The organism is Ruegeria sp. BC5 (assembly GCF_056539205.1).
Genome location: NZ_JBQFUN010000005.1, coordinates 145,682 through 159,118, shown reverse-complemented (window position 1 = coordinate 159,118; position 13,437 = coordinate 145,682). Strand labels below are relative to the sequence as shown.

The 13,437-nt window shown below is 59.2% G+C and carries 14 protein-coding genes; 11 read left to right on the top strand and 3 right to left on the bottom strand.

Annotation, left to right across the window (positions count from 1 at the left end):
• Both ACR0LY_RS13680 and rsmI read right to left on the bottom strand, forming a co-directional pair.
• Positions 1-372: a YraN family protein gene (locus ACR0LY_RS13680; protein WP_170350579.1), complete on the bottom strand. Its 372-nt coding sequence runs from the start codon at positions 370-372 to the stop codon at positions 1-3.
• Position 373: 1 nt separating this feature from the next.
• Positions 374-1,231 (bottom strand): 16S rRNA (cytidine(1402)-2'-O)-methyltransferase, encoded by an 858-nt coding sequence (gene rsmI, locus ACR0LY_RS13675; protein ID WP_170350580.1) that lies wholly within the window; start codon positions 1,229-1,231, stop codon positions 374-376.
• Positions 1,232-1,319: 88 nt separating this feature from the next.
• Here rsmI and ACR0LY_RS13670 point away from each other — a divergent pair, with 88 nt between their 5' ends.
• Genes ACR0LY_RS13670 through murJ form a run of 3 tightly spaced genes read left to right on the top strand, consistent with a single transcriptional unit; the run spans position 1,320 to position 6,809 of the window.
• The gene (locus ACR0LY_RS13670) at positions 1,320-2,492 is read left to right on the top strand and encodes a penicillin-binding protein activator (protein WP_170350581.1); all 1,173 of its coding nucleotides are present in this window, start codon (positions 1,320-1,322) and stop codon (positions 2,490-2,492) included.
• Positions 2,452-5,271: a [protein-PII] uridylyltransferase gene (locus ACR0LY_RS13665; RefSeq protein WP_170350582.1), complete on the top strand. Its 2,820-nt coding sequence runs from the start codon at positions 2,452-2,454 to the stop codon at positions 5,269-5,271. Before ACR0LY_RS13670 ends, ACR0LY_RS13665 begins: the two co-directional genes overlap by 41 nt.
• The gene (gene murJ / locus ACR0LY_RS13660; RefSeq protein ID WP_170350583.1) at positions 5,268-6,809 is read left to right on the top strand and encodes a murein biosynthesis integral membrane protein MurJ; all 1,542 of its coding nucleotides are present in this window, start codon (positions 5,268-5,270) and stop codon (positions 6,807-6,809) included. Before ACR0LY_RS13665 ends, murJ begins: the two co-directional genes overlap by 4 nt.
• Here the strand turns inward: murJ and ACR0LY_RS13655 are convergent, their stop codons facing one another.
• Entirely contained in the window at positions 6,810-7,496 is a 687-nt protein-coding gene (locus tag ACR0LY_RS13655) for a rhomboid family intramembrane serine protease (RefSeq protein ID WP_170350584.1), read from the bottom strand.
• A gap of 86 nt (positions 7,497-7,582) precedes the next feature.
• Between ACR0LY_RS13655 and trpS the strand changes: the two genes are divergently transcribed.
• The 8 genes from trpS to ACR0LY_RS13615 all read left to right on the top strand — a co-directional run bounded on the left by trpS (position 7,583) and on the right by ACR0LY_RS13615 (position 13,433).
• Positions 7,583-8,611: a tryptophan--tRNA ligase gene (gene trpS / locus ACR0LY_RS13650; RefSeq protein ID WP_170350585.1), complete on the top strand. Its 1,029-nt coding sequence runs from the start codon at positions 7,583-7,585 to the stop codon at positions 8,609-8,611.
• Between the two features lie 58 nt (positions 8,612-8,669).
• The gene (locus ACR0LY_RS13645) at positions 8,670-9,533 is read left to right on the top strand and encodes a branched-chain amino acid aminotransferase (RefSeq protein ID WP_170350586.1); all 864 of its coding nucleotides are present in this window, start codon (positions 8,670-8,672) and stop codon (positions 9,531-9,533) included.
• A 65-nt stretch (positions 9,534-9,598) separates the two neighbouring features.
• On the top strand, positions 9,599-10,054 hold the full coding sequence (locus ACR0LY_RS13640; RefSeq protein WP_170350587.1) for a universal stress protein: 456 nt from the start codon (positions 9,599-9,601) through the stop codon (positions 10,052-10,054).
• A gap of 10 nt (positions 10,055-10,064) precedes the next feature.
• Positions 10,065-10,658, top strand: a complete 594-nt coding sequence (locus ACR0LY_RS13635) for a 2-hydroxychromene-2-carboxylate isomerase (protein WP_170350588.1) — start codon at positions 10,065-10,067, stop codon at positions 10,656-10,658.
• Between the two features lie 69 nt (positions 10,659-10,727).
• Positions 10,728-11,291 carry a NifU family protein gene (locus ACR0LY_RS13630; protein ID WP_170350589.1) on the top strand — a complete coding sequence of 188 codons (564 nt, stop codon included), beginning with the start codon at positions 10,728-10,730 and terminating at the stop codon, positions 11,289-11,291.
• Complete coding sequence (gene tsaB, locus ACR0LY_RS13625; protein ID WP_170350590.1) at positions 11,281-11,865, top strand: tRNA (adenosine(37)-N6)-threonylcarbamoyltransferase complex dimerization subunit type 1 TsaB; 585 nt, start codon at positions 11,281-11,283, stop codon at positions 11,863-11,865. Before ACR0LY_RS13630 ends, tsaB begins: the two co-directional genes overlap by 11 nt.
• The gene (locus ACR0LY_RS13620) at positions 11,862-12,275 is read left to right on the top strand and encodes a GNAT family N-acetyltransferase (protein WP_170350591.1); all 414 of its coding nucleotides are present in this window, start codon (positions 11,862-11,864) and stop codon (positions 12,273-12,275) included. The genes tsaB and ACR0LY_RS13620 overlap by 4 nt, the downstream gene beginning before the upstream one ends.
• Before the next feature lie 159 nt (positions 12,276-12,434).
• Complete coding sequence (locus ACR0LY_RS13615; RefSeq protein ID WP_058281934.1) at positions 12,435-13,433, top strand: BMP family lipoprotein; 999 nt, start codon at positions 12,435-12,437, stop codon at positions 13,431-13,433.
• Positions 13,434-13,437 lie beyond the last annotated feature (4 nt).

Sequence of the window (13,437 nt, the reverse complement as noted above, 5' to 3'; positions counted from 1 at the left end):
TCAGGCCTGACCAAACGCGTTTTCGATGATTTGAACAGCCCCCGTGGCATCCACCAACGCCGCATCAAACCGAACATTTGTCAGCTGCCCGCCCGGTTCCGTTTCCAGAAATTGCGCTGCTGAAGTAAAAATCCGGTAAATCTGCCGCTGGCTAATCCGCGCCGCGGCCATGTCGAAACTGGTGCTTTTCTTGACTTCGATGAACACAAGCCCGTCACTGCCCCGGGCGATCAGATCGATCTCACCGCCTGCGCCGCGCCAGCGATGATGCGCGATTTTGAAACCCCTACGTTCATAGTCGGCTGCGACCTGCAACTCTGCCGCCTGTCCGGCATGGTAGGAAACCGAACTTCGGACAGATCGCGAGGTCATGTCATCCCTTTCCCAATTTCAACGCCTTTTGATAAATCGGACGGCGCGGTAGTTTGTACATCTGCGACACCAGATCCGCCGCATCACGCACCGAATGGGTTTCCAAGGCGCGTGTCAAAGCCTCTTCTATGTCGGATTCGTTAACAGATTCCGAATGACCCCTGTCGACCAGAAGAACAATTTCACCTTTGACCGTCTGTCCTTGCAGGGCAGTAGCCAGTTCACCCAATGAGCCGCGCCGGATCTCTTCGAACTTTTTCGTCAACTCACGGCACATCGCGGCCTGGCGATCTCCACCCAACACCTCGGCCAAATCCGACAAGCAAGCCGCCACGCGCTTGGGTGATTCGTAAAACACCAGCGTGCCGGGAATGTCGCGCAACGCCTCGATCCGCGTCCGGCGCGCGCCGGTTGCGTTGGGCAAGAAACCCGCGAAAAAGAACGCGTCCGTCGGCAACCCCGCCAGCGTCAGGGCCATCAATGCCGCCGACGGCCCCGGCGCGCAGGTCACCATATGCCCGGCCTCGGCCGCCTGCCGCCCCAGATCATAACCCGGATCGGCAATCAGCGGCATTCCGGCCTCGGACGCATAAGCAACCGATTTCCCTTCGGCCAGAGCATCCAGAATTTTGCCACGTGCCCCCGCGCCGCTGTGGTCGTGATAAGCCAGAATGCGCCGCCCTTCGAGCGGGACGCCATGAATCTCCATTAACCGCCGCAGGCTGCGAGTGTCTTCGGCGGCAATCACATCGGCCGAGGCCAGCACGTCCAGCGCCCTGAGCGTGATATCGCGCGCTGTTCCAATCGGAGTGGCAACAAAATACAGGCCGGTGCCCAATCTGACTTTTTGGAAATTCAAAGCTGGACCCTCACAGCGTGACGTTTATTATCGCGACCCAATAGATTGGCGGCATCTCAAGCCGCCGGGACAGGGAGTTTTCATTCAGATGTTTACCGTTTGCAAGCCCGTTCGCAAACTGGCGCGCACCGCCGCCGTACTGGCAACCGCCGCATTTCTGGCCGCCTGTGACGTCAGCACCATCGGCGGAGGTCCGTCGATCGACACGTCAGACCCCGTGCCTGTTGCCCTACTGGTTCCCGCGGGATCGGGGCAGGCCGGTGATGCGGCGCTGGCACGTAGCCTGGAAAACGCCGCCCGACTGGCCATGTCAGATCTGCAGAATGTTCAGATTGATCTGCGCGTTTATGACACGCGGGGCAGTTCAAATACGGCCGCTGCGGTTGCGCAACAGGCGGTGGCGGACGGGGCGAAAATCATACTCGGTCCGGTCTATGCGCAGGCTGCAAACTCTGCAGGCATTGCGGCGCTGAGCAGCAACGTCAACGTGTTGTCCTTCTCGAACAACACCAGCATTGCAGGCGGCAATGTTTTCGTGCTTGGACCAACTTTCGACAATACAGCCAACCGCCTTGTCAGTTTTGCTGGGTCGCAAGGCAAATCAAACATGGTCATCGTTCACAGCAACGATGCTGCGGGCCAGTTGGGTCAAACCGCCATTGCCAACGCGCTTGCCGGCAGCCGCGTGAACAATGCAGGATCGGTGGGGTATGACCGTTCGCAGCAGGGCGTCATCAACTCGGTTCCCTCAGTCAAAGCAACAGTAGATGCGTCTGGCGCGGATTCGCTGTTCTTAACGGCAACCACAGCCGGCGCGCTGCCGCTTTTCACTCAGCTACTGCCTGAGGCGGGCGTTTCCACAACAAGCACGCAGTTTATCGGACTGACACGCTGGGACATCCCGCCGCAAACACTGGACCTGCCAGGCGTACAAGGTGGCTGGTTTGCGCTCCCGGACCCATCGAAGGCGCAGGCATACCGACAACGGTATAACAATACCTATGGCGAGGCCCCGCACCCGATCAGTGGATTGGCCTATGACGGCATCGCCGCAATCGCCGCACTTGTCAGCCAGGGTAAATCCAACGCTCTGACCGCTTCGGCGCTGACGCAAAACGCCGGTTTCCAGGGGGTTGGCGGTATCTTCCGCCTGCGGCCGAACGGTACGAATGAACGCGGTCTGGCTGTCGCCACGATCCAAAATAAACAGGTAGTAGTGATTGACCCTGCCCCACAAAGCTTCACAGGCGCCGGTTTCTGAGCAAACGGGTTTGAAGCTCACCCCCAGGGGTGAGCTGATCTGCCCGGCGGATGAAATTTTCGACAGCGCCGCCGTCATGGCACAGCTGTCGGAGGCCTTTGACAAGACCTCGGACAACGCAGCGCGGCGCAATGAGACCGTTCGCATCTTGCGTGATGCCCAGAAAGGCGGGCGCCAGGCCATTGCCGATGCCTTTGCCGAACGCCCGTTTGATGCACGGCCGCTGACCCATTCCTACACCTATCTGACCGATGGGCTGGTCTGTACCGCCATGAAGGTATCCAGCGAGGATCTGCACCCTCTGGCCACCCCGACACAGGGGGAAAGGATCGCTGTGCTGGCGGTGGGCGGGTATGGGCGCGGGGAAATGGCACCGTCCTCTGATGTCGACCTGCTGTTCCTGACGCCCTACAAAATCACCGCCTGGGCCGAGAGCGTGATTGAATCCATGCTGTATATCCTGTGGGATTTGCGGCTGAAGGTTGGCCATGCGTCCCGCACGATCAAGGATTGCCTGCGGCTTGGGGCCGAGGATTTCACCATCCGAACCTCGATGCTGGAACAGCGCTATCTGGCGGGGGACAGCAAACTGGCCGCCGAGCTGGACAACCGCCTGAAGGCTGACCTGTTCAAAGGCAGCGAGCGAGAGTTCATCGAAGCCAAATTGCAGGAACGCGATGAGCGTCACCAAAAACAGGGTGAGCGCTATATGGTCGAGCCCAATGTCAAAGAAGGCAAAGGCGGGCTGCGCGATCTGCAATCGCTCTACTGGATCGCGAAATACATCTATGGCGTTCAGGATGTGGCTGAACTGGTGCCTCTGGGCCTGTTTACGCCCGAAGAGTTTAAAACATTCGTAAAGGCCGAGGATTTCCTGTGGGCCGTCCGTTCGCATCTGCATCTGATCACCAGACGCCCGACCGAACAACTGACCTTTGACCTGCAAGTCGAGGTGGCCGACCGGATGGGTTATGAAGACCGGGCCGGGCGCCGCGCGGTCGAAGTGTTCATGCAGCGCTATTTCCGCGAGGCCACTTATGTCGGGGAATTGACGCGTATTTTCCTGACCAAGCTGGAAGCCTCGCATATGAAAGGTGAGGCCCTGCTTGAACGCATCTTCCGTCGCCGACCGCGGGTCAAGGCGGGCTATAGGGTGGTGCATGGTCGTCTGGACGTGGCCGATCCCGAGAAATTCCTTGCCGACAAAGTGAACCTGCTGCGTCTGTTCGAAGAAGGTTTGCGCACCGGCATGCTGATCCACCCAGACGCGATGCGGTTGGTGACCGCGAACCTGGACCTGATCGACGAAGATATGCGCGAAAACCGCGAGGCGCGGCGCATCTTCCTTGATCTGATGCTGAAACACGGCAACCCCGAACGCGCGCTGCGGCGGATGAACGAACTGGGGGTGCTGTCCGCCTTTCTGCCCGAGTTCGAGCCCATCGTGGCGATGATGCAGTTCAACATGTATCACAGCTATACGGTGGACGAGCACACCATCCAATGTATCGTCAACCTCGCCCAGATCGAACGCGGAGAACTAATTGAACCGCTGCCGCTGGTGTCGTCCATTCTGAAAGGCGGTGTGAACCGCAAGGTGCTGTATGTTGCGTTGTTGTTGCATGACATCGCCAAGGGACGACCCGAAGATCACTCGATCCTCGGCGCGCAAATCGCCCGTAAGGTTGCGCCCCGGCTTGGGCTGAACAAGGCGGACTCGGAAACCGTGGAATGGCTGGTGCGGTATCACTTGTTGATGTCGGACATGGCGCAAAAGCGCGACATCTCAGACCCGCGCACTGTGCGCGATTTTGCCAAAGCGGTGAAAACGGTCAAACGGCTGGACCTGCTGACGGTTCTGACAGTCTGCGATATTCGCGGGGTCGGGCCGAACACGTGGAACAACTGGAAAGCCACCCTTTTGCGCGCCCTGCACGCCGAAACCAAGCGCGCGCTTGAAACCGGGATGGAGGACCTCAACCGCGCCAATCGCGGGACCGAGGCCAAAAAAGCCCTGCGTGCCGCGTTGTCGAATTGGTCCAAGGCGGACCTAAAGGTCGAAACCGGGCGGCACTATGCGCCGTACTGGCAGGGCCTGAACCTGCACACCCAAGTCGAGTTTGCCGAGATGCTGCGGGCGCTGGAACACAGCGGTGATCCGGGTGAGGTAGAAATCCGCATGCAACCGGACGAAGACCGGGACGCCACACGGGCCTGTTTCGCAATGGGCGATCACCCCGGTATCTTTGCGCGAATTGCGGGTGCTCTGGCGCTGGTCGGGGCCAACGTGGTGGATGCGCGCAGCTACACCACCAAAGACGGTTATGTAACCGATGCCTTCTGGATTCAGGACACCGAAGGCCACCCGTTCGAGGCCAGCCGCCTGCCACGCCTGGCCCAGATGATCCGAAAGACGCTCAAGGGTGAGGTTGTTGCCCGCGATGCGCTGAAATCGCGCGACAAGATCAAGAAACGCGAACGCGCCTTCAACGTGCCGACCCATATCACCTTTGATAATGATGGGTCCGAGATTTACACTATCATCGAGGTCGATACCCGCGACCGTCCGGGTCTGCTCTATGACCTGACCCGAACGTTGGCCGCGGCCAATGTCTATATCGCCAACGCAGTGATCGCGACCTATGGCGAACAGGTGGTCGACACCTTTTACGTCAAGGATATGTTTGGTCTAAAATACCATGCGGAAGGCAAACAGCGCACGCTTGAAACCAAACTGCGCAAAGCCATCACCGAAGGCGCCGAGCGCGCGGCCTCATGAAGCAGATCCGGTTGTTTTCAGGCCTGTTCACGGTCGGGTTCTGGACGCTGGCCAGCCGGATTCTGGGCTTTTTGCGGGAAATACTGCTGACGGCTTATATCGGTCCAGGTCCGGTGATGGATGCTTTTGTCGCGGCCTTCCGTCTGCCAAACATGTTCCGCCGTTTCTTTGCCGAAGGCGCGTTCAACGCGGCCTTTGTGCCGATGTTTTCCAAGCGGCTGGAAGGAGAGGAAAACGCCCAAGGCTTTGCGCAGGACGCCTTCAATCTGTTGGCCGTGGCGGTGCTGGCGCTGGTCGGGCTGGCAATGGTGTTCATGCCCGCGCTGGTCTGGATCACGGCCGAAGGGTTTCACGGTGATGAACGGTTCGATCTGGCCGTGGACTATGGATATGTGGTGTTCCCTTACATCCTGTTCATGTCGCTGGCAGCGCTGTTCTCGGGTGTTTTGAACGCCACGGGTCGCTTTGCCGCCGCCGCCGCCGCACCCGTATTGCTGAACATCTTTGCCTGCACGGCCCTGATCGCCGGGGCAGCCGCTGGAGGCGAGGTGATCCGTTGGCTGATCGCCGTCATTCCCGTGGCCGGGGTCGCACAGCTGGCGCTGGTCTGGGTGGCGACCGAGCGTGCAGGCATTCGCATCCGGCCCGGCCTGCCGAAACTCAGCCCCGAGATGCGCCGCATGGTGCGCATCGCCGTTCCGGCGGCACTGGCAATGGGCGTCACTCAGATCAATCTGGTGGTGGGGCAATTGGTAGCCTCGAAAACCGAAAAGGCGATCAGTTGGCTGTTCGCGGCTGACCGGTTGTATCAACTGCCGCTGGGCGTGGTGGGCATTGCCGTCGGCATCGTGCTACTGCCCGATCTGTCCCGCCGCTTGCGCGCCGGGGACGGGGACGGCGCCCGCAACGCGTTTTCCCGCGCAGGTGAGTTCACGCTGTTGCTGACCATACCGTCGACCGTGGCGTTTGTGATCCTGCCAAACCCGATGGTCTCGGTCCTGTTCGAACGTGGCCAATTCAGCGCCGAGGACACCGCGGCCACAGCGCTGGCAGTGGCAATTTACGGAATCGGCCTTCCTGCCTTTATGCTGCAAAAGCTGCTGCAACCGCTGTATTTCGCACGTGAGGATACGCGGTCCCCGTTCCGCTATGCCGTGGTTGCAATGGTCGTGAATGCCGGGCTGGCCTTTGGTCTCTATCCGCTGGTGGGTTGGATCGCACCGGCCATTGCGGCGTCGGCTGCCGGGTGGGCTATGGTCGGTCTGCTGATCCTCGGCGCGCGACGCATGGGTGAAGAGGCGCGGTTCGACGACCGCTTCAAACACCGGGCATGGCGCATCGTGGCCGCGTCGCTGGGGATGGGTGTCGTTCTATACGCCGCCATTCATCTATTCGGCTGGGCATTCGAACTGTCCGGCTGGCGTTATCTGGCGCTGATCATCCTGATCAAGATTGCCGCGGCCACCTATTTCTTTCTGGGCCACCTGTTTGGCGCTTTCGAGGTGTCAGAGTTCCGCAAAGCCTTGCGTCGGTCGTGATCAGTCGCGGCGAATGCGCCGCACGATCCGCGCCCAGCCACCCGGGGCAAGCAGGAACGAAAGGCCAAAGCCTGTGGCAAACCCGCCCAGATCGGCCACCCAGTCGGACGTACCGCCGAACAGCAGGCCGAACACCAGTTGAATCCCCATCAGGGCCGCGATCAAACCAAAGGCGCGGTGCTGGTTTTCGCCAACCAATGACAGTTTGCGCCACAGCAACCACGTGAATGCGCCGATCAGGCCATAGACAGGCGGGAACCCTCCGACCAGCGGGTATTGGGGGTCCAGCAACAGTGCATAGGCCAGTGCCCCGCCCACGCCAGACAGCACGAAGATCACCAACATCTGAAACCCGCCAAAGACCTCGGCCACCATCTTGCCCATGGCCAGCAGGAAGACGCAGACAAAAACGGCCTGCGTGAAAGAGCCCGACACGAAGGGGTAGGTCACGAAACGCATGACATGTTCGAACGGCCAGCGCCCGTTCTCGACCATCCAATCAAAGATATCAGGCGAAAACGAATAGCTCTGCAGCGCATCCAGCCGCCATCCCACCGCCGACGGGCCGCCGATCAGCCCGCGTGTTCCCAGGGTAAAGGCCAGTTCCACCCCCATAATGAACAGCACCAAGGCCACCACAACGGGCGGCAAAGGGTTCACGGCGGGTGTATAATTCTCACTGCTCATTGGGCTGGCCTTTCGCGGCGGTTGACGTCCCTTAGCCTCATGGGTAAGCGACGGGGGCTGATTTTTCCAGACGGGAGTTCCCTTCGATGACCGAGACCCAGTTCACACCGCGCGTGTTTTCCGGCATCCAGCCGTCGGGAAACCTGCATCTTGGCAACTATCTGGGTGCGCTCAAGCGGTTTGTGGATATGCAGCAGCCGGACATGGAGACCATCTATTGCATGGTCGATCTGCACGCGATCACCGTCTGGCAGGACCCCAAGGAACTGGCCCATTCGACGCGCGAACTGTGCGCTGGTTTCATCGCTGCCGGTCTCGACCCGGATAAGTCGATCCTGTTCAACCAAAGCCAGGTGCCTGAGCATGCGCAATTGGCATGGATCTTCAACTGCGTCGCCCGCATGGGCTGGATGCAGCGGATGACTCAATGGAAGGACAAGGCCGGAAAGAACCAGCAAAACGCCTCGTTGGGTCTGTTCGCCTATCCCTCGCTGATGGCCGCCGACATCCTGACCTATCACGCAACGCATGTGCCGGTTGGCGACGACCAGAAACAGCATCTTGAGCTGACGCGCGATATCGCGATCAAGTTTAACCATGATTACGGCGTCGATTTCTTTCCGATCACCGAACCTGTGATCGAAGGGGCCGCGACCCGTGTCATGAGCCTGCGCGACGGGTCCAAAAAGATGTCCAAGTCCGACCCCTCGGACATGAGCCGCATCAACATGACGGACGACGCCGACACGATCGCCAAGAAGATTCGCAAAGCCAAGACCGACCCGGATGCGCTGCCATCCGAGATCGATGGTCTGGAAGACCGCCCCGAGGCGCGCAATCTGGTGAACATCTATGCCGCGCTCAGCGATCAGACGGTCGATCAGGTGCTGGCCAATGTTGGCGGTAAACAGTTCGGTGAATTCAAACCGATGCTTGCAGAACTGGCGGTGGAAAAACTGGCACCGATTTCGTCCGAAATGGCCCGCCTGATGGGCGAAGAAGCCGAGATTGACCGGATTCTGGGCAAAGGTGCGGAAAAGGCCCGCGCGATTGCCGCGCCGATCCTGCAGCAGACTTACGAAATTGTGGGCATGGTCAGCTCAAAACAAGGCTGATTGCGCTGGACGTTACCGCAGCGCCTTCCTAGGTTTGCGCAAAGCATGGGAGGGCGTCATGGCAGTCGGCAAGAACATCCGCACCTATTTCGAAAGTCAATGGCATGACGAGGATGCCCCGATCATGCGCGCGGCCGATCACGGTGCTTGGCTGGGATCGTCAGTCTTCGACGGTGCACGCTATTTCGACGGCATGGCCCCGGATCTTGAGGCACATTGTGCCCGCGTGAATCGCTCAGCCGAGGCACTGATGCTGACCCCGTTCGTCTCAACCCAGCAGATGGTCGAGATCATCCGCGAGGGGTTGGCTTCTTACGGACCGGACTCAGCCGTCTATATCCGCCCGATGTATTGGGGCATCGACGGCGACGCGACCGCGATTGTCCCACAGGAAAACAGCACTGGTTTTGCCATCTGCCTAGAAGAGATCCCGATGGCGCCCGAGACCGCCTCGGTCACGCTGGGTACCACAAAATTCCGCCGTCCGGTTCTGGAATCGTCGGTGGTGAATGCCAAGGCCGGGTGCCTGTACCCCAACAATGCGCGCATGCTGCAGGAGGTTCGCGGCAAGGGGTTCTCGAATGCGCTGGTCGCGGACGCACTGGGCCACGTGGCCGAGACCGCAACCGCCAACATCTTCATGGTCCGTGACGGAGAGGTGTTTACCCCAACCCCCAACGGCACCTTCCTGGCTGGCATCACCCGCGCGCGTCACATTGAAAACCTGCGCGCCGACGGGACGGTCGTTCACGAAGCTATCCTTGGCTTTGACGATTTCCACAAGGCGGATGAGGTCTTTATGACCGGCAACATGAACAAGATCACCCCGGTCACCGCGCTGGAGGATACGCAATATCAAATCGGCCCCATAGCCCGCCGTGCGCGCGAGCTGTATTGGGACTGGGCACTAAGCACCCGCTAACCAGCCGCTTATTGCCAGCACGCAAATGGTCGGGCATGATCGCCTGAAATATACGAGGACACTTCATGCGCAAATTCTTGGTCGTTCTGGATGACAGTCGCGAATGCCTGAACGCGATGCGTTTTGCCGCTATGCGCGCAGCCCACACCGGCGGTGGCGTTACAATCCTATCGGTCATTCCGCCGGATGAGTTCAACCATTGGATCGGCGTGGCCGAGGTAATGCGCGAGGAAGCACGCGAGCGTATTCACGCCCATTACGAGGTGTTCGCCAAGTGGATGCGCGACAAGCAAAACATCGACCCCGAACTGGCCATCCGCGAAGGTGAGCCGGTCGCCGAGATCATCGAACATGTGCAATCAGACCCCGAGATCGGGGTGCTGGTGCTAGGCGCAGGCGTTGAAAAGAAAGGCCCCGGGCCGCTGGTGACGCAACTGACCAAGAATTCGGGCAACCTGCCAATTCCGATCACCATCGTTCCTGGTGATCTGAGCAAGGAAAAGCTGGAAGAAATCACCTAAAAGGGCACCCATGCAGCGCAGCATCCAGTTCTGGTTCGAATTCGCATCCACATACTCTTACCTAAGTGCGATGCGAATCGAGGATCTGGCTGCGCAGAACGGGGTGTCAGTTGAATGGCATCCCTTTTTGCTTGGTCCGATTTTCGCCGCGCAGGGCTGGGACAATTCCCCGTTCAATATCTATCCCGCCAAAGGGCGCTATATGTGGCGCGATATGGAGAGGTTGTCGGCCCGTCGGGGGTTGCGATTTGCCCGGCCTGACCCCTTTCCCCAAAATGGTCTGAAGGCTGCGCGGCTAGTGATGACGATTGAAACCCACCCTCAACGGGCTGCCTTTGTTCGGGCCGTCTATGCCGCCGAATTCGTTGATGGCCTCAATATCTCGGACGACAAGGTGCTGATCGACTGCCTGTCCCAAGCCAGCCTGCCCCCAGAAACGCTGGCCGGTTGTCAAGACCCGGATATCAAGGCGGCCTTGATCCAACAGACTCAGACCGCGCAGGCCAAGGGGATTTTCGGGGCGCCAAGCTTTCTAGTGGGGGATGAACTGTTCTGGGGCGATGATCGGCTGGATGCGGCGATGCAACTGGCGGCAGAAATTTAGAATGGTTCCAAATCTTGACTTCCCCGGCCCGGACCCGCATATCAAGTACAACTGAAACGGAGCCGTGACATGTTCATCCAGACCGAATCCACGCCGAACCCTGCAACGCTGAAATTCCTGCCCGGTCAGCCGGTGCTGGAAGCGGGCACTGCAGACTTTCCTTCGGCGGAAGCCGGGGAAAAATCGCCCTTGGCGAAACGGATTTTTGCAGTGTCTGGTGTCACCGGCGTGTTCTTTGGCAATGATTTCGTCACCGTGACCAAATCGGATGACGTTCAGTGGGATCACATCAAACCGGCCATTCTGGGCGCTGTGATGGAGCATTTTCAGTCCGGTCAGCCGGTATTGGGTGAAGATGCTGTCGATGGGTCAGGTCACGCAGAACATTTCGGCGAGGATGCCGAAGTGGTCAATCAGATCAAGGACCTGCTGGATACGCGCGTGCGCCCGGCGGTGGCCCAGGATGGGGGTGACATCACGTTCCACGGATTCGACCGGGGCGTTGTTTACCTGCACATGCAAGGCGCTTGCGCGGGCTGCCCGTCCTCGACCCTGACGCTGAAAATGGGAATTGAGAACCTGCTGCGCCACTATATCCCGGAAGTGACCGAGGTTCGCCCCGTTGCCGTCTGACCCGATCATTTTAGCATTTGACACATCGGCCGCGCATTGCGCGGCCGCTTTGCTACATGGCGACACGATCGTCGCTTCGCGCGTTGAGCCCATGTCACGCGGGCAGGCAGAACGGTTGATGCCGCTGTTAGAAGAGATTCTGGTCGAGGCGGATTGCACGTGGCGCGATCTGACCGCCATTGGTGTCGGGATCGGGCCGGGGAATTTTACCGGCATCCGTATCTCGGTTTCGGCTGCGCGGGGATTGGCGTTGGGACTAGGTATCCCGGCTGTTGGAGTTACCGGTTTTGATGCCTTGGCTGAAATCGGGGATGGGATTCCCGCGATCCGCGCACCCCGCGAGCAAGTCTATGTCGCGCTGCCCGGTCAGGACCCCGCACTGATGGCGCAGGAACAGGCAGAATCACTTGGAAATCTGATTCTGAATGATGACGCCGATTTGCTGGTCAACGCCCTTGCCCGGCTGACAGCGCAAAGATGGTCCACCACGACCCAGCCCCCTGCCCCGTTCTATGTGCGCCCGGCTGATGCGGCCCCGTCAAAGGACTCACCACCGGTTCTGCTTGACGGATGACCCCGCAAGAATTGGCTCATACCCATACGGCAGCCTTCACGCAGTCGCGCCCTTGGACGGAATCAGAATTTTCTGATCTTCTGACCAATCGGTTCACGCATGTCATTGGTAACGCTGACTGTTTTGCCCTGTTTCAAGTCACTGCAGGTGAAGCTGAACTGCTGACAATCGCCACACACCCCAATCGTCAGCGCCAAGGTCTTGCCCTGCGCCTCATGCAGGACTGGCACGCAAAAGCCAAAGCTTTGGGCGCAACTCGCACCTTTCTGGACGTTGCGGCAGACAATCACCCGGCTATCGCGCTGTACCAGCGCTGTGGATACACAACCTGCGGCCTGCGCAAGGGTTACTATCTGCGCGAAAAAGCTGAGAAAATCGACGCCGTTGTCATGGTCTGCGCCCTGACCTGACCGACGCCTCCTAATTTTTTCGACCATTTGGTCAAGAATCAGTTGACCGCACCGGTTGCAAACGCCCTTAATTCCCGCCATCACAACAGTTATGCTCGCTCACAGTGAGTAATCGGGGCTATCTTGACCCCGACCAACAATAACAAACGGGAGTATGAAATGACCCTGATGAAATCCTTGATGGGCGCTGCCGCCGCCGTCGCGTTGACCGCGGGTGCGGCCCTGGCTGAACCAGCCCTGATCTTCGACCTGGGTGGCAAGTTTGACAAATCGTTCAACGAAGCAGCCCATAATGGGGCATCACGTTGGGCGGAACAGACCGGTAAGACTTATCGCGAAATCGAACTGCAGTCTGAAGCCCAGCGTGAACAAGCCCTGCGTCGTTTTGCCGAAGCAGGCCTGAACCCAATCATCACCATGGGTTTCGCAATGGCTGATCCGCTGGCGGCTGTCGCGGGCGACTATCCCGACACCAAATTCGTTGCAGTTGATGTGAATTGGCTAGATGCTCCGAACGTGCGCCAGATCGGCTTTGCCGAGCATGAGGGTTCCTATCTGGTTGGAATGATGGCTGCGATGGCATCTAAGACCGGAACAGTTGGCTTCATCGGTGGCATGGATATTCCGCTGATCCGTCACTTTGGCTGCGGTTACGCGCAAGGCGCCAAAGCCGTGAACCCCGACATCAATATCGTTGCCAACATGACTGGTACCACCCCATCGGCATGGAACGACCCGGTCAAGGGCTCCGAACTGACCAAGGCACAGATCAGCCAGGGTGCTGACGTCATCTATGCTGCTGCGGGCGGCACCGGTGTGGGCGTTCTGCAGACCGCCGCCGATGAAGGCATCCTTTCGATCGGTGTGGACAGCAACCAGAACCACCTGCATCCGGGCAAGGTTCTGACCTCGATGCTGAAGCGCGTGGACGTGGCCGTTTATGACGCCATGAAGGCTGGCGAGGATCTGCAAACCGGCGTTTTCGCCATGGGTCTGGCCGAAGAGGGTGTGGGCGTCGCCATGGATGAATACAACGCTGAACTAGTTACGGAAGAGATGAGCTCGGCCGTTGCAGATGCACGCAGTGACATCATCAACGGAAACGTCACCGTCGTCAGCTATTACGAGAACGACAGCTGCCCGGCACTGCAGTTCTGATATC